Genomic DNA, 15,036 nt, shown 5'->3' on the forward strand with positions numbered 1-15,036 from the left:
CCCTCCTCCTCGATGACCGCACGTTCCGCATGCCGTCACCGGACCTGCCGGATGGGGTTTCCCCCTCACTTCGGTCGCCAGACATAATTGCCTGCATCCATCATGAGGTTGAGGTGGAGCTTCCCATCCTGGATCACGAAGGTCCGCACGTTGGGCAGGCGCATGGCGATGTTGTCGAAGTTGCCTGGCGGACAGGCAGCCATCGAGGAGAAACCCATCTTGAGCTCGAGGCTGCCGCTGCTCTTGCGGTAATCGGCCGATGTCCATTGGCCACCCCCGCGATTGCAGGAGAGCTGCATCGCGATTGTTCCGTCCGCGTTGAGCGTCAGTGTGTAGACCTCGTCCTGCTTCGGCCTGATCGTACCGATGGAGTCATCCGACGACTGAAAATGGTCGAGATGCCATTCGGTCCCGGTAAGCGATGGGCCGCCGCTCTGCGACGACGAGCCCCCCGAGGAGTCCGTGGCACAGGCCGAAAGCGCTACGGCGAGCGACAGTGCCACCCCCGGCAACAACCCGGATTTACGAAGTAGAAATTTGCGCACCGCGGGGGCCCTTTCCCGACTAAACCTATGTTTATCCAGACATCTTTTGCGCTTGGATTGTCAGGAGAATATCGCACGGGTGGTGGAGCGATCATCGGTATAAACCCGCAAGTTGGCGGGACTTTTCCCTGACACGGGCTCAATTTGGCCAAGCCCCGACGCTTGCAGGGCCACCGAAGATTAAATCGATTTAATCTTCATGACAGGCTGGGGTCATCCAACGCGTGCACAAGGCCGTCCTGTAGACACGCAAAGGAATACGACGGAATGTTCGCATCATCGCATCGCAAGGCGCTTCTGGGCGCCGTCCTGCTCGGCACGGCCGCGGGCGCGTTTGCGGCCACGACCTCGCTGCAGGATCTTGGCGATGGTTTCACGCAAGGCGGGACGAGCGCCAGCCAGTCCTTTGCCGAAGCCCCGGCCAATGGCGGTTCGCTAGCCGACATGGTCGAGCGCGTCGGGCCGGCGGTCGTCCAGATCGAAGCGCGGATTGGCGACCAGGTTTCCGAAATGGCGTTCGACGGGCTTCCGTTCGGTGTGGATCCGCGAAGCCCCTTCGGGGGTCGCGGCAACGGCCAGCCGGAAATGGCAGTGGGCTCAGGCTTCGTGATCGACGCGAGCGGCATCGTGGTTACCAACAACCACGTCGTCGAGAACGCCCAGCAGATCACCGTCAAGCTCAGTGACGGACGCGAACTTCCGGGCCGTGTCCTGGGCCGCGACCCCAAGACAGATCTCGCAGTCGTGAAGATCGAAGGAGGCGGCCCGTTCGAGGCGATCGCCTGGGGCGACAGCGATCATGCCAGGGTCGGCGACGACATCTTTGCCGTCGGTAGCCCGTTCGGACTGGGCAATACCGTAACTTCGGGCATCGTATCGGCTCGCGGTCGAGAGATTGGCGCGGGTCCCTATGACGATTTCCTGCAAGTCGACGCCCCGATCAATTCGGGCAATTCCGGGGGGCCGCTGTTCAATGCCGCCGGCCACGTGATCGGCGTCAACACCGCGATCTTCTCGCCTTCTGGCGGCAACGTCGGCATCGGTTTCGCGATCCCATCGCGCCTCGCGCAATCGGTGGTGGCGCAGATCGTCAAGGAAGGCCACGTCTCGCGAGGCCGTATCGGCGTTGCATTGCAGCCGCTCAATCCCGAGATCGCGCAGCAGCTTGGCCTTTCGGATACGAAGGGTGCCTTGATCGCCGACGTCGAATCCGGCGGCCCGGCCGCGACCGCCGGGCTTCAGCGCGGCGACGTCGTGACGGCGTTCAACGGCCGTCCGATCCCTGACAGCCGCGAACTCGCACGGGCGGTGGCCTCGGCCAAGCCAGGCGCAACCCTGTCCGCGGACTTCATTCGCGACGGCCACGACAGCAGGGTGAACCTGCGTATCGCGGAGATGTCCGACAGTTAGTTCGGGGACACATAACCTTCTCCCCTCTCCCCACTCAGGAGAGGGTGGGAGAGGGGCCGGTTTGCCCGCGGTCGATTCCCCCCCCTGTCGATCGCAAGTTTTGGCAGTCCCCCGCCGGCCCCTCTCCCTCCACCAGACAGACAGACAGTCAGTCAGTCCGGTACGACTTCCTGCGGATCCGACAGGGGGAAGCGCACAACCACTCGCAACCCGGGATTGTTGTCCTGCAGGTCGAGCGCGGCCCGGTGAACCCGCGCCGCAGCGGCCACGATGCTGAGCCCGATACCAACCCCTGGCATTCCCCGACTCTCGTCGAGCCGCACGAACCGGGACAGAACATCCGCGCGCCGATCGGGTGGTATGCCAGGCCCCTGGTCGGAAACGGTCAGCACTGCCGAGTCCCCTTGCCGTTCGATCGCCACCTCGACGCTGGCTCCGGAGGGCGAATACTTGACGGCGTTGTCGATGAGATTGACGACTAGCTGGCCCAGCAAGGCCGGGGCACCCCTGACGCTGGCCGGCGTCGATCGAAGCTCCAGCGCCACTCCCTTGTCCTCGGCGACCGGTTGATAGAGTTCGACGGCGTCGGCGGCAATCGCGGCCAGATCAACGTCCGCAAAGCTGACCGAAGTGGTCGCTTCGGCGCGGGCCAGGTTCAGCATGTCCTCGATGATCCGCAGCAACCCCGCCAGATCGTTACGGCTGTCGGCGATGATCTGGCGCAGTTCCCCCGCGCTCGCGCCTCGCATCTCGGCCAGCTCGAGCCGGGCACTGATACGCGTGAGCGGCGTCTTGAGATCGTGCGCCATGCCGTCCGTGGCCGCGCGTAAGGATCGCACCACGTGCTCGATCTCGACGAAGCACGCGTTGATCGTCTCGGCCAGACGTTCGTACTCGTCATCATGGCCCGATAGCGGCACGCGTTCCTCGAGGTTGCCTGCCAGGAAGCGCGTCCCCGTGGTCGAGACCTTCTCCACGAACGCAAGCGCGCGTCTGCTCAGGAGCCAGCCCAGCAACAGGCCCAGCAATCCGGTGATGACCAACGACCAGAACAACGCCACGAGGTATCGGTCGCGCAGGGCGATGCCGCTCTCGGCAATCTGACCCACCAGCAGCCGGTATCCGCCGTCGAGGAGCACCGCGCGAGTCATCACGGTACGGGCGTGAACCGTACCATCGGCGGATATGACGTTGGTGGAGAAGCGCTTGAACCCCGGCTGGTCAACCTCGCCCGGCCACGCCGTAAGATTACCGACCAGCGGCGTGCCATCGGGGGCGGCCAGGAGATAAAAGAACTCGTTCAGACGCGACAGCGCCTGTTGTCGCCGCAGGAAAGCGGCCAGTTCCACCGGCCCGCCCACTTCGAAGCGCTCCACCAGGCTGGCCGTCTCGTCGTCGAGCAAGCCTTGCGTCTTCTCGTCCAGGTAGCGGCTGGTCTGGACGTACTGGACCGTCAGCGCGATACTCGTGGTCAGCAGAGCAATGAGCGTGATCCACAACGCGCCGCGAAAGGCCGCAGCGTGGGTCGGCTTGCGGGGCTCAGTTACCACCGAGCCTGTATCCGGCACCGCGTACTGTATGGATCAAGGGTGTCTCGCCCTCTGCATCGATCTTGCCGCGCAACCGGCTGATGTGCACGTCGATGACGTTGGTTCCGGGATTGAAACTGTAGTCCCAGATGGCCTCGAGCAACATCGTTCGGGTGACCACCTGACCGGCGTGGCGCATCAGGTAATCGAGCAACTGGTATTCCTTGGGCAACAACTCGATCCTGCGCTCACCGCGCGTCGCTGCCCGACTCATCCGGTCCAGCGACAGGTCGGCCGTCGTGAGTACGGTCTCGGCTTCCTTGCCGCCACTGCGTCGCCGGCTCAAGGCCGTGATCCGCGCGAGCAGTTCGTGGAAGGAGAAGGGCTTGGGCAAGTAGTCGTCCGCCCCGGCGTTCAGACCTGCGACCCTGTCGTCCACTTGCCCGAGCGCGGACAGGAACAGGACAGGCGTATCGCGATCCTCGGCACGAAACGCGGTCAGCACCGTCAGCCCGTCCATCTGCGGCAGATTGCGATCGAGGATGATGGCATCGTATTCGTGAGTCATCGCAGCTGTGAGGCCGTCGAGCCCTCCCACGACGTGGTCGCAGCTATGACCGAGCTCGGCCAGGCCCTGTACGATGAAGGACGCCGTGGACGGATCGTCTTCGATCAACAGAAGTTTCAGGATCTTCTCCCAATCACTTTGCCGTTTGATGATAGAGTAGGATGATCAGGGGTGCCCGCCAAGACCGATGGCCGCATCATTGGGCTCGGCGCACCGACTTGAACGTCTCACGAAGGTCTTGGCTCAATGCTTGCGGTTGCTCCCAGGCCGCGAAATGCGTGCCTTTGTCGTGACGCCTGTAGAAGACGAGATGCGGATAGGCCTTGCGCGTCCAGCTCTCTGGGGCCTGATAGATCTCTTCCCGGAAGGCGCTCACACCGGTCGGCAGCGGAACCCCCTTTGGCGCAAAGAAGGGAAGCTTGCTTTCCCGGTAAAGTCGAGCCGACGACACCGCCGTGTTGGTCAGCCAATAGAGCGTGATATTGTCGACAATATCGTCCCTGGTCAGGCCCTCGCTCGCCCCGTCGAACACCCTGGAGATCAGATTATAGCTCTGGATGTCATGGTCGATGATCCAGGCAGCGAGTCCCACCGGCGAGTCGGCAAGCGCATAGAGTGTCTGTGGCCTGCCGGCCATTTCCTGCGCATACCCAAGACCATTCGAGTAGAAATCGACTAGCTGATCCCAGGCATGCTTCTCCTCGGCGTTTAAGCCTGCGGGTTCAGGCCCGCCGGGTATGAGTGGGGCGATATCAGGTGGAACCGTGGCCGGCATGTTGGTGTGGATCGCCAGCAAACCGGGCGGCTGTTGAAGCGCCATTTGCTCGGTGACGGCATTGCCCCAGTCTCCGCCTTGGGCGACATAGCGATCGTAGCCGAGACGCTGCATCAGGACCGCCCAGGCGCGCGCTATGTGCTGCGGGTCCCAGCCGTTGACGGCCGGCTTGCCCGAGAAGCCGTAGCCTGGGAGAGACGGGATCACGACATCGAACGCATCGGCAGGGGTCCCTCCATGCGCGGTCGGGTCTGTCAGCGGACCGATGATCTTCAGCTGTTCAATGATCGACCCGGGCCAGCCGTGGGTGACAATTACCGGCAGCGCGTTCGGGTGTTTCGATTTCACCTGGATGAAGTGGATGTCGACTCCGTCGATATTCGTAATGAAGTTCGGGTAGGCATTGATTTGCGCCTCGGCCCGGCGCCAATCGTGATGGTTCGCCCAATAGTCGGCGAGCTTTTGGATCGTCGCCAAGTGGACCCCTTGCGTCGGGTCAGTTTCGCGCTCGGGCCAATTCGTGGCCCGTATCCGCCGTCGCAGATCGTCCAAGCTTTCATCGGAAAACTGCGCCCGGAATGGACGGATGGAGTCCGCGTCGGCGGTTCGGCCAATCAGAGCCTCCTCCGCTGCTGACGCGGCAGTCTGGCTCAGTAGGGTCGCGGCTCCAACGGCTGCTGACCCAGCCAGGACAGTGCGTCGGTTGACAGTCGCATCGGTCACGATCGATCTCCTTATTCGGGGTTATCCTCTGACGTCACCTCCCGGGAGCATGCCGAAAGCGGCAGGTTACCGGTCGTGGTCAGTCATCGAGGATCCGCAGATGTGATCTTCCCTCGCGACTCCCTATTCAGTCGTCGCGGCCATACCGGCTCCTGGTACTTTGGTTGTTGGGGCCGCGGCGTGTGCCGTAGCTAGCCGAAACTCGCTGAGCCTCTCGGTGGAGGCAATCAGGCAAAACCCCGGTCTCCGATTACCGTGTGCCCCGAGCGCGGCGGGAATGGCGCCTTCCGCTTCCCCAGGGTCGCCACCGATCGCAATCCTGCGCCCGCTGGCGCCGGGACTGTCTTTGGTTCAACGGCTTAGCTTTCTGGACCTTGGCCTGTATCACGTGCAAGCCGTCAGCGTGCGAAATCCTATCAGGGCATTCGCCTGAAGACGCCATTGGCGATTAGCGGTGTAGGTTGGAGCAACGACAGCAAGGACTGCATCAAGATGGATTTGGGAATCAGGGGTCGAAAGGCAATCGTCAATGGCGGCAGCGCTGGCATGGGACGAAGCGCTGCCCTGGCATTGGCTCGGGAGGGCGTCGAACTCTTCGTCTCTGCCCGCGGCGAAGCTAGGCTGCAACAGACTTGCCGCGAAATCGCTGACCAGACTGGCGCAAACGTTATTCCGATCTGCGCCGATCACAGCACTGACGAGGGCAGAGAGAAGATCCTCGCCAGCTGTCCCGATCCTGACATCCTGGTCGGGACTTGCGCGCCCCCTCCCATGACACCTGATTATCGGTCGATCACTGGCGAGCAGTGGCGCGAAGCGATCGACATTTCGCTCCTCTCGCCGATCGAGTTCATGCGCCGGGTGCTGGACGGGATGGTCGAGCGCCGATGGGGCAGGATCGTCAATATCGCGACGGTTGCCGCAAAATATCCCGGAGAAATCCGGGTGTTATCAGGCAGCACGCGCGCCGCATTGGCAAACTATACGGTGGCGATTTCCAAGGCGGTGGCGAAACACAACGTTGCCATCAACAACCTTTTGCCGGGGATGCATCACAGCGCCTTCGTCGAAGAACAGTTCTCCGAACGAGCAAGAACCAAGGGTACGACTTACGAGCAGGAAGTGGCGGAATTCTCTCGCGAGTGGCGAATTGCTGCTGGGCGCTTTGGCGATTGCGATGACGTGGGCGCCTTCGTGGCCATGTTTTGCAGCGAATTTGCGAACTACACTACCGGACAAAGCCTGGTAATCGACGGAGGAGCGACGACATCGACGTTCTGAGGACCTGGCTCAGAGTTTGGCCGGTTTGAAGGCGGCTCCCGCGAGCGGCGCAGGTTTCGGCCGAGCGACCCGCTCACCGGTTTGTCCGGCAAATGCCTTCAGAACGGGGCCCGACCAATCGCGAATGATGCGTTCCGCCAGGCGCCATTGGCCCGCTTCGTGCCGAAAGAGATCCTCGTAGTACCCCATCACATTGAGGAGGTGGGGACCGTCGCCTTGTCGCAGAGCGACCGCGGCATACGACACTGCGCGCGCTCCGTTCTCACTGGGAGTTATCAACGTATTGGTTACATGATGCTGACGCCCCGCCGACGACGGCAGGTCGCGGAAGAAGGTGGCGAAATGGCGCAGAGCCTCTGTGCCCCGCCACTCTTCCGGCGCCTCGAACGCATCCCAAATCAACGCGCCGTCGCTGCAAAAGCACGCGACGAAACCCGCGACATCTCCGGTATCGAGCGCCCATGCGTAGCGAGATATCACATCCCGAATGGCGAGCTGGTCGTCGGTCGACAGGGGCTGCGCCATGGCTCAGGTGACCGCGTAATAGTCGAATTGGGTTGATGAACCGCGGCGCTCGGCCACCCCGACGAAGATGGTGCGATTGAGCCAATCATGCTGTCCCGCCGGAGCTTCGAAGCGGGGAGTGATCCGGCAATAGGTTTCTTTCGGATCGACGCTCTCACCAGCCTCAATCCGGGCCATGGCTTCCGGGTTGGAATAAGCAAGGCCGCGATTTTGAATGTAGATCGGCGTCCCGTCGTCCGCCTCTAACATGTAGTTAGCGTCGAACTCTATCAGCCCACTTGGCCAAATGTGCGGCCAGTCACCGCCGGAATGGGGTACGACCCGGCCCTTGAGCCGAGGTCCACTGACTTCGCCTCCTACAACTGAGACAAAGCCTCTGGTGAAGCCTTTGAAGCCGGGCACGAACCGGGTTCTTGGCCCGTCACCAAAGTCCAGCCGGACATGAAACGCCAAATCCAGCGCAGGTCTATCCAAGCCGTCTCTCCCTCCCGATGCGCGGTGCAACAGGCCCCGCGTTTATGGCATGGCGCGGCGCCCTGGCGGCAGAAAAGTCTTTGCTGCCTCAAGCGATTCGCTAGGCACCGGCAAAGTCTTAACGGAGGGTCGCGAGGGTTGGAAGAGTACGACTATATTGTCGTCGGCGCAGGAAGCGCGGGCTGTGTCCTGGCCAACCGCCTGAGCTCCGATCCTTCGAGGCGAGTAGCGCTCGTCGAGGCGGGTGGTGAGGGGCGACATCCCTTGATCGACATGCCGCTCACCTGGATGCAGGCGGCCGCTTCGGATCGGTTCATCTGGGGATACGAAAGCGCCCCCGATCCCAACCTCGACGGGCGGACTCAGCCAATACCCCGCGGCAAGGTCCTGGGTGGATGCTCCTCCATCAATGGCACGATGTACATCCGTGGGGCGGCCGCGGATTATGATGGCTGGCGCGACGGCGGACTTGCGGGATGGGGCTACGATGACGTCCTGCCCTATTTCAGGCGGTCCGAAGCGTACTGGCGCGGAGCTACCGCCGGCCATGGGGCGAGCGGGGAAATGCATGTCACGCCCATGCGCCCTGACCCCCAGCTCTATCCTGCCTTTCTGGAGACAGCGGAGGCTCTTGGTTATTCGAGGTGTGACGACTTCAACACGGCCCGGCCCGAAGGGTTCGGCATGCCTGACTGCACGATAAGGAGCGGCCGCCGGGACAGTACCGCACGTGCCTTTCTCGATCCGATCCGCAACAGGCCTAATCTCAACATCGTCACCAATAGCTCGGCGACGCGCATCCTCTTCGAAGGACGTCGGGCGCGGGGTGTCGAACTTGCCGACAGATCGGGCTCGAGGACGCTTCATTGCAAGGGCGAGGTGATCTTGTGCGCAGGGGCCTTGAACAGTCCGCACCTGCTGATGGTGTCAGGCATTGGTTCCGGCCAAGCCCTAACCCAGTTCGGGATCGAGCCGCTGGTCGACCTTCCAGGCGTAGGCCAGGACTTACAGGACCATCCGATCGCGATGGGGATGTGGAAATCGGCGGCCAAGATTGGTTTCAACAGGGACATCCGCCTCGATCGGCTGGCCCTGAATTACTTGCGGTGGCAGCTCTTCGGGACCGGTCCGCTTAGCCAGAGCCCCATGTCGATCCAGGGCTTCATCCGGTCGGATACAGAACAGGAGCGGCCCGATCTGCAATTCCAGATAGTTCACAGCGGGTATGATGCACGCCCGTGGTTTCCAGGTTGGCGCAAGGCACCGACACCCATGTTTTCCTGCGGGTCCATCCTGCTCAATCCGGAAAGCCGGGGGGAGGTAAAGCTTGTCTCGGCGGATCCCCTGGCATTGCCCCAAGTGCAGTTCAACTTCATGAGCGCGGAAGGGGACCGCGAGCGGCTGCGAAGGGGTTTCCGTTTCATCAGGACGTTCTTCGAGACCCGGCCGGCCCGCAATCTGGTGGAACACGAGCTTGCCCCCGGTCCCGACGCACAAAGCGACGCGGCGATCGATGCCTGGCTGCGACAGTCCCTGATCAGCGCGGGCCATCCGACCAGCACCTGCGCCATGGGAAGCGTGGTGAACGGTGACTTGAGCGTCATGGGCGTGGAAAGACTGCGCGTGGCCGATGCATCGGTGATGCCCACCATCATTCGCGGGAACACCCATGCGCCCACCGTGATGATCGCGGAAAAGGCGGCTGACTTGATTGCAGGTCGAAGCTGATCTTGCGCGTCGGGATACCCGTCTCAACGGAGTGATGCATTCCTAGCAACGCTAGTCGACGGGCCCCAGGCGATCACGAAGAAGGCCACGATAAGCAACGAAGCCAGGACACCAAGGGAGAGAGAAAAGCTCCCACTGGTCGCTTCAATTGATGCCTTGGCCTCGCGATGCCGTGCTTGGATGTCCCCTCGGCGCTAGGCCGGATTGACGAGGTGCTAGTCGCCCTCGTTCAACAGACGGAGTGTCATAAGATCGGGCCCATCGAACCATCGCTCCAGGGCCGCTTGGAATAACTTCGCCTGCGATGCTTCCGCGAACAACGTGAGGGAGGATCGCAGTTTCATGGCGTCGACCACGCCGAACACTTGCTCGACCCTCATCTCGGGCAATTCCTGCAGTACCTCGACACATTCCAGCAGACGTGTCCCGAGCGGCCGGTGGGCTAGATAGGCCTTCGCTTCCTCGATCGAGGTGATCGCAAACCGCTGAGCCAATTCGCTGCGACCCAGTCCCCTGAGCTGGGGAAAAACATACCACATCCAATGGGTGCGCTTAGCCCCGCGCCTAAGTTCGCATAGCGCCGTTGCATAGGTGGCCTGCTGTGCGACAACAAACCGCTTAAGATTGAACGGGTCGGCATCCTGTTCGAACTGAACCGGTGACATAGACTCCGTTTAGCAAATCCACGGGTCCATCGCATCGATCAACTTTTGGTCCAGACCGATAGAGGGCGGTCCGGTCTCGGCCGCGCCTCGTTCGAAGCCTCCGTGCCCTCCCCTGCATCAGGACGGAGAGATGGGGTCTCCAAACGTAAGTCTGAATTCGGCTCCGCCGTCGGCATGATTCAAGGCCGTGGCCTTCACGCCCATCGCTTCCGCAAACCCCTTTACGATGGCCAGGCCCAGACCGCTTCCCCCATGGCGATCGCTGCCACGTCCTTGCGCGAAGGTTTCGAAGATCCGTTGCTCGTTGCCAGGAGCCAGCCCAGGCCCCTGATCTCTGATCGAAAGCACTACCGCATCGGGTGTGCGCTTGCCTTCGATCGTGATGACACCGCTCTCTCCGCCGTGCTGAGCGGCATTGGCGAGTAGATTGATCAGGATGTGGTGGAGCAGAGTCGGATCGGCGGTCACGAAAGGAAGGTTTGCCGGCACCTTCAAGTCGATGTGCCGGCCTCGAAACAGATCCTTGAGATCGTGCACCGCGCTGCCGATGGCATCGACCAGGTCGATCGGTTCGGGATGCATGGCCAGCGCGCCGGCGTCGATCCGCACCATGTCGAGCAGATTGTCGAGAAAACGCCGGAGTCTTGCCAGCTCCATGCGCGCGACCGGAAGAGTGCTCGCGCCGGGATGTTCAACCGCGATGGCCTCGATCGCGCTCGACACCGATGTCAGCGGCGTACGCAAATCGTGTCCGATCGAAGACAACAGGGCGGCACGCAGACGATCACGCTCCTTGAGCACAGTTATCTCGCGGACCTCTGCCTCCAGCTTCAACCTTTCGTGCGCGAGCGCCGCCTGCCCAAGCAAGGTCTGGAGCAAAAGGACCCGGTCGGCTGAGACGGGATCTTGGCCGTCCTCCCTTGAGAGGCCGACTACGGCCAATACGCCGAGAGATGTCTTCAGTGGCTGGAATTGCCAATCAGCGGCGTTGAGCGTTCCCGTGCCCGCGCCGGCCGCTTCACCTCGTGCCCAGGTCCATTCGGCTGCGGCCATATCGATCGGACTGAGTTCGTCGACATTCAAAGTCGTTGCGACAATATGAAGCTTTCCGGCATCGTCGTTGAGGACGAGGACGTTGAGCTGGAGCAGCCGCGCGATCTCGTTGCAGACGAGCTCGCTGGTCGACTTCCAGTCGGACGTTCGGGCGAGCATCTGCCCGAAGGCCGCAACCGCAGCGTTCTCCTGGGCGCTGCGAGCGCCTAATGACGCGCGGGCCTTGAGCCGCCCAGCGAGATTTGCCGTAAAGGCGCCCACCGCGATCAGGACGAACATCGTCAGCAAGCTCTGCGGGGCGGCAATCGTGAATGTGTAGATCGGGGGCAGAAAGAAGAAGTTATAGGCGAGCGCTGATACGACGCCGGCGACAAGTCCCGGCCGAAGCCCGAACCGGCCCGAAGCCAGGATCACGGGCAGAAGGTAGACCAGATCCACCCCGCCAAGCCCGATCAACGGTTCGACCAGTTTGCCGACGGCGGTGGTCCCGGCGATGAGGCCGGCGATGGCAAGGTAGTCGGAGGATTTGCCCCAGCGACCCGACACGCCGGGGGACTTGCGGCTGGGCGGCGCGTCCGGACTTGCGGGAATGACATGCACCGCCAGTCCTTCGCCAGCGCGCAGCATGGCGTTCACGACCGAGCCGTGACGAACCTCGAACCACCAGCTCCTGACGGACTTTCCCAACACAAGCTGAGTAGCACGGGTTTGCTGGACCTGGCTGGTGAGTCCCTCGATCACGCTTTCGGAAGGAACAGTGGCTATGGTCGCGCCCAGGTTTGCGGCCAGGCGTAACGCATCGGCAACGGCGTGCTTCTGGTCTTCGCTGAAGGATTGGGCTCGAGGCGTCTCGATATAGACGGCCTGCCAGGGAGCACGGAGCGCATCGGCAAGCCGCTTCGCAGCACGAACAATCGTGTCTGAGCCCGGCAACTCGCTAACGGCAACCAGCACACGCTCTCCGCCAGCGTAAGATCCGACGACCGCTCCTGCGTCGAGATCGTCCAGCAAGGCCCGATCGACACTTAGCGCCGCCCGGCGCAGCGCCATCTCGCGCAGAGCCGAGAGATTGGGTTTGGAGAAGAAATGACCCAGCGCCCGGCTGGCCTCGTCCGGGATATAGACCTTCCCTTCCTTGAGGCGCTCTATGAGCTCGTCCGGCGGAAGGTCGACAACTTCGATTTCTGCGCCATCGAACACGCTGTCCGGCACCGTTTCGCGAACCCGGACCTTGGTGAAACTGGCGACCACGTCGTTCAGGCTCTCGACGTGCTGAACGTTCAGCGTCGTGTAGATGTCGATTCCGGCGTCGAGCAGTTCCATGACGTCCTGCCAGCGCTTGGGGTGCCGGCTGCCCTCGACATTGGTGTGCGCTAACTCGTCAACCAGGGCGAGCTCCGGCTGGCGAACGAGCAGCGCGTCGAGGTCCATCTCCCCCAGCGCATGACCGCGATAGTCGATCTGCCGCCGGGGAATGATCTCGAAGGGTTCGAGCAGAGCCTTGGTTTCGGCCCGGCCGTGAGTCTCGGCGACCGCGACCACGACATCTACGCCCGACTTCAGCCGCTCAGCGCCCTCGCGAAGCATCTCGAAGGTCTTGCCTACGCCTGGAGCGGCTCCAAGGAAGATCTTGAGCTTGCCGCGCGCCTCGCGCCTGGCGGCGCGAAGCAGGGCTTCGGGTGAGGGGCGGGATTCGCTCGGCGACATCGCTGCCCAATTACGTCCGGTTAACGCCGAATGCCAACGAGACGACGCCGATCCTAATGCGATCTTAATGTCAGCGGCCAGCTTTCGCCGTCGAACCTTAATGCCAGGAACGCCTAGTTGAGCTGTGCCGCCACAATTGCGCGGCGCAGAACGAAGGTTCTCCCAATGCAGGATCTGCTCTGGCTTGCCGGGCTCGGAGGGTTGTTCGCGGCCACGCTGGCCTACGTCCGTCTGTGCGACGCGGCGTGATTATGACGACCCATCTGGCGCTCGCCGGCCTCACCGCCCTTGGCCTCCTCCTCTACCTCCTCGCCGTGCTCGTGCGGCCTGAGAAATTCTGAAGGCACTCACCATGACATTCGAGGGATGGGCGCTGATCCTCATCTTCGCGGCACTCACCGTCGCCCTGGCCAAGCCGATCGGGCTGTGGCTCTACGCACTCTATGACGGACGGCGGACGCCGCTCCATGCCGTGCTCGGTCCGATCGAGCGCGGCTTCTACACGCTCGCCGGGATAGACCCCACGACTGATCAAAGCTGGCGCCGGTACGCGGTGCATATGCTGCTGTTTCAGGTCGCGACGCTGCTATTCACCTATGCGATCCTGCGGTTACAAGCCGTTCTTCCGCTGAACTCCCGAGATCTGGCCGGGCAGAGCCCCGATCTCGCTTTCAACACGGCGATCAGCTTCACGGCCAATACGAACTGGCAGAGCTATTCGGGCGAGACCTTGTCGGTCCTGAGTCAGATGCTCGGGCTGACGATCCATAACTTTCTCTCGGCGGCGACAGGCATTGCGATCGCCTTCGCGCTGTTCCGCGGCTTCGCGCGACGGCAGGCCAGCGGAATCGGCAACTTCTGGGCCGATCTCACACGGGTTACGCTCTACCTGCTGCTTCCGATCTGCCTCGTTTACGCCCTGTTCCTTGTCGCCAGCGGCGTGCCGCAGACGTTTGCCAGCCTCGTCGATGCGACCACGCTTGAAGGCGCCAAGCAATCGATCGTGCTCGGGCCGGTCGCATCGCAAGAAGCGATCAAGATGCTCGGCACTAACGGTGGGGGCTTCTTCAATGCCAACTCGGCGCACCCATTCGAGAATCCGACCGCGCTGACCAACCTGGTGCAGATGCTCTCGATCTTCGCGATTGGTTCGGGGATGACGTGGTGCTTCGGCAAGGCGATGGGCAACACCCGACAGGGTTGGGCCATCCTCGCCGCGATGATGATCCTGTTCCTCGCCGGCGCAAGCGTGACCTACTGGCAGGAAGCCGCAGGCAATCCCAACCTTCACGTCCTTGGGCTCACCGGGGGCAACATGGAGGGCAAGGAAGTCCGCTTCGGCATTGCCGCGAGCGCGCTGTTTTCTGTCGTCACAACGGCCGCGTCATGCGGGGCGGTGAACGCCATGCACGACAGCTTCACCGCGCTAGGCGGCATGATCCCGCTGTTCAACATGCAGCTCGGGGAAGTCGTCATTGGCGGTGTCGGCGCGGGTATCTACGGCTTCCTGGTCTTCGCCATCCTGGCAGTGTTCGTCGCCGGGCTAATGGTGGGGCGCACTCCGGAATACGTCGGCAAAAAGATCGAAAGCCGCGAGGTCAAGCTGGCCGTGCTGGCGATCGCCATCCTGCCGCTGTCGATCCTTGGCCTGACCGCGCTCTCGGCGGTCCTGCCGCAGGGCCTGGCCGGCCCGCTCAACAAGGGACCACACGGCTTTACGGAGATCCTCTACGCTTACACGTCGGCGACCGGAAACAACGGTTCGGCCTTTGCCGGGCTGACGGCGGCCACACCGTTCTACAACGGCCTGCTTGGCACTGCGATGTGGTTGGGGCGGTTCTTCATGATCGTCCCGATCCTCGCGGTGGCCGGCAGCCTCGCCGCCAAGAAGTATACTCCGGAGACCGCGGGGTCCTTCCCCACCACCGGCCCGCTGTGGGTCGGGCTGCTCGTCGGGATCATCCTGATCGTTGGCGGTCTGACCTTCCTTCCCAGCCTCGCGCTCGGACCCATCGCTGACCACATCGCGATGGTCCGCGGCCAGCTCTTTTGA

At 62.5% G+C, this 15,036-nt stretch carries 13 protein-coding genes; 5 read left to right on the forward strand and 8 right to left on the reverse strand.

What is annotated here, in order from left to right:
• Positions 1 to 65 precede the first annotated feature (65 nt).
• Positions 66 to 503 carry an META domain-containing protein gene (locus KK137_RS09670; protein ID WP_214536238.1) on the reverse strand — a complete coding sequence of 146 codons (438 nt, stop codon included), beginning with the start codon at positions 501 to 503 and terminating at the stop codon, positions 66 to 68.
• A 309-nt stretch (positions 504 to 812) separates the two neighbouring features.
• Here KK137_RS09670 and KK137_RS09675 point away from each other — a divergent pair, with 309 nt between their 5' ends.
• Positions 813 to 1,955 (forward strand): trypsin-like peptidase domain-containing protein, encoded by a 1,143-nt coding sequence (locus KK137_RS09675; protein WP_214536239.1) that lies wholly within the window; start codon positions 813 to 815, stop codon positions 1,953 to 1,955.
• A gap of 152 nt (positions 1,956 to 2,107) precedes the next feature.
• Here KK137_RS09675 and KK137_RS16605 read toward each other — a convergent pair whose 3' ends face one another.
• The 3 genes from KK137_RS16605 to KK137_RS09690 all read right to left on the reverse strand — a co-directional run bounded on the left by KK137_RS16605 (position 2,108) and on the right by KK137_RS09690 (position 5,550).
• A complete protein-coding gene (locus KK137_RS16605) occupies positions 2,108 to 3,505 on the reverse strand; it encodes a sensor histidine kinase (protein ID WP_214536240.1) in 1,398 nt (465 codons plus the stop codon).
• Positions 3,495 to 4,160 (reverse strand): winged helix-turn-helix domain-containing protein, encoded by a 666-nt coding sequence (locus KK137_RS09685; protein WP_275950699.1) that lies wholly within the window; start codon positions 4,158 to 4,160, stop codon positions 3,495 to 3,497. Before KK137_RS09685 ends, KK137_RS16605 begins: the two co-directional genes overlap by 11 nt.
• A gap of 88 nt (positions 4,161 to 4,248) precedes the next feature.
• Positions 4,249 to 5,550, reverse strand: coding sequence for an alpha/beta fold hydrolase (locus KK137_RS09690; RefSeq protein ID WP_338028037.1), 1,302 nt, complete (start codon positions 5,548 to 5,550; stop codon positions 4,249 to 4,251).
• Positions 5,551 to 6,042: 492 nt separating this feature from the next.
• Between KK137_RS09690 and KK137_RS09695 the strand changes: the two genes are divergently transcribed.
• Complete coding sequence (locus tag KK137_RS09695; RefSeq protein WP_214536241.1) at positions 6,043 to 6,831, forward strand: SDR family oxidoreductase; 789 nt, start codon at positions 6,043 to 6,045, stop codon at positions 6,829 to 6,831.
• Between the two features lie 9 nt (positions 6,832 to 6,840).
• Here the strand turns inward: KK137_RS09695 and KK137_RS09700 are convergent, their stop codons facing one another.
• Positions 6,841 to 7,356 (reverse strand): nuclear transport factor 2 family protein, encoded by a 516-nt coding sequence (locus tag KK137_RS09700; protein ID WP_214536242.1) that lies wholly within the window; start codon positions 7,354 to 7,356, stop codon positions 6,841 to 6,843.
• A 3-nt stretch (positions 7,357 to 7,359) separates the two neighbouring features.
• The gene (locus tag KK137_RS09705; protein WP_214536243.1) at positions 7,360 to 7,830 is read right to left on the reverse strand and encodes a DUF3237 family protein; all 471 of its coding nucleotides are present in this window, start codon (positions 7,828 to 7,830) and stop codon (positions 7,360 to 7,362) included.
• A gap of 138 nt (positions 7,831 to 7,968) precedes the next feature.
• Here KK137_RS09705 and KK137_RS09710 point away from each other — a divergent pair, with 138 nt between their 5' ends.
• Entirely contained in the window at positions 7,969 to 9,558 is a 1,590-nt protein-coding gene (locus KK137_RS09710) for a GMC family oxidoreductase (protein WP_214536244.1), read from the forward strand.
• A 215-nt stretch (positions 9,559 to 9,773) separates the two neighbouring features.
• Here KK137_RS09710 and KK137_RS09715 read toward each other — a convergent pair whose 3' ends face one another.
• Together KK137_RS09715 and KK137_RS09720 are read right to left on the reverse strand one after the other, a co-directional pair.
• The gene (locus KK137_RS09715; RefSeq protein WP_214536245.1) at positions 9,774 to 10,223 is read right to left on the reverse strand and encodes a DUF1810 domain-containing protein; all 450 of its coding nucleotides are present in this window, start codon (positions 10,221 to 10,223) and stop codon (positions 9,774 to 9,776) included.
• A 117-nt stretch (positions 10,224 to 10,340) separates the two neighbouring features.
• Positions 10,341 to 12,983, reverse strand: coding sequence for a sensor histidine kinase (locus tag KK137_RS09720; protein WP_214536246.1), 2,643 nt, complete (start codon positions 12,981 to 12,983; stop codon positions 10,341 to 10,343).
• A 251-nt stretch (positions 12,984 to 13,234) separates the two neighbouring features.
• Between KK137_RS09720 and KK137_RS09725 the strand changes: the two genes are divergently transcribed.
• A complete protein-coding gene (locus KK137_RS09725; protein WP_214536247.1) occupies positions 13,235 to 13,324 on the forward strand; it encodes a potassium-transporting ATPase subunit F in 90 nt (29 codons plus the stop codon).
• A gap of 11 nt (positions 13,325 to 13,335) precedes the next feature.
• Positions 13,336 to 15,036 carry a potassium-transporting ATPase subunit KdpA gene (gene kdpA, locus KK137_RS09730; RefSeq protein ID WP_214536248.1) on the forward strand — a complete coding sequence of 567 codons (1,701 nt, stop codon included), beginning with the start codon at positions 13,336 to 13,338 and terminating at the stop codon, positions 15,034 to 15,036.

Origin of the sequence: Croceibacterium selenioxidans (genome assembly GCF_018599195.1) — a bacterium.
Classification (GTDB): Bacteria; Pseudomonadota; Alphaproteobacteria; order Sphingomonadales; family Sphingomonadaceae; genus Croceibacterium_A; species Croceibacterium_A selenioxidans.

Excerpts from the sequence above, each read along its gene's own strand:
- KK137_RS09700 (WP_214536242.1), bottom strand. The coding sequence starts at position 7,356 with ATGGCGCAGCCCCTGTCGACCGACGACCAGCTCGCCATTCGGGATGTG.
- KK137_RS09675 (WP_214536239.1), top strand. The coding sequence starts at position 813 with ATGTTCGCATCATCGCATCGCAAGGCGCTTCTGGGCGCCGTCCTGCTC.
- KK137_RS09715 (WP_214536245.1), bottom strand. The coding sequence starts at position 10,223 with ATGTCACCGGTTCAGTTCGAACAGGATGCCGACCCGTTCAATCTTAAG.
- KK137_RS09695 (WP_214536241.1), top strand. The coding sequence starts at position 6,043 with ATGGATTTGGGAATCAGGGGTCGAAAGGCAATCGTCAATGGCGGCAGC.
- KK137_RS09725 (WP_214536247.1), top strand. The coding sequence starts at position 13,235 with ATGACGACCCATCTGGCGCTCGCCGGCCTCACCGCCCTTGGCCTCCTC.
- kdpA (WP_214536248.1), top strand. The coding sequence starts at position 13,336 with ATGACATTCGAGGGATGGGCGCTGATCCTCATCTTCGCGGCACTCACC.
- KK137_RS09720 (WP_214536246.1), bottom strand. The coding sequence starts at position 12,983 with ATGTCGCCGAGCGAATCCCGCCCCTCACCCGAAGCCCTGCTTCGCGCC.